This window comes from Pelagicoccus mobilis, assembly GCF_016595505.1.
Classification (GTDB): Bacteria; Verrucomicrobiota; Verrucomicrobiia; order Opitutales; family Opitutaceae; genus Pelagicoccus; species Pelagicoccus mobilis.
Genome location: NZ_JAENIL010000155.1, coordinates 1 through 533, shown reverse-complemented (window position 1 = coordinate 533; position 533 = coordinate 1). Strand labels below are relative to the sequence as shown.

The window sequence follows — 533 nt, the reverse complement described above, 5'->3', positions numbered from 1 at the left end:
ACTGTTACCGATATGGAACCTACGTCACCGTTTTCTGGAGTACCTGAGAGTTCACCTGTGTCCTCGTCGATTGAGAGCCAGTCTGGTAGCGGATCGCCGTTTTCGAGAGTCGCGGAGAATGAGAGCGAGTCGCCTGCGTCGACGTCGTCGAAGTTACCTGAGACATCCAAGCTGAACTCCGTGTCCTCGTCTGTTGTCTGGTCGGAGATAGCTGTGGCGGTCGGTCCGTCGTTGGTGTTGTCGACCTGGATCCCGAATGTTGAGGATGCTTCCTCGCCGGATTCGTCGGTGGCAGTGACTGTTACCGATATAGAACCGACGTCTCCGTTTTCCGGAGTGCCTGAGAGTTCACCTGTGTCGGAGTCGATTGAAAGCCAGTTTGGTAGCGGATCGCCGTTTTCGAGAGTCGCGGAGAATGAGAGCGAGTCGCCTGCGTCGACGTCGTCGAAGTTTCCGGAGACGTCCAAGCTGAAGGCTGCATCCTCGTCAGTTGTCTGGTCGGAGATCGCTGTGGCAGTTGGTCCGTCGTTCGT

1 protein-coding gene is annotated in these 533 nt (G+C 56.5%); it reads right to left on the bottom strand.

Features of this window, described 5'->3' with window-relative positions:
* Positions 1-533, bottom strand: a 533-nt coding sequence (locus JIN87_RS28025; RefSeq protein WP_200360068.1) for a putative Ig domain-containing protein, incomplete at both ends; no start/stop codon positions are given.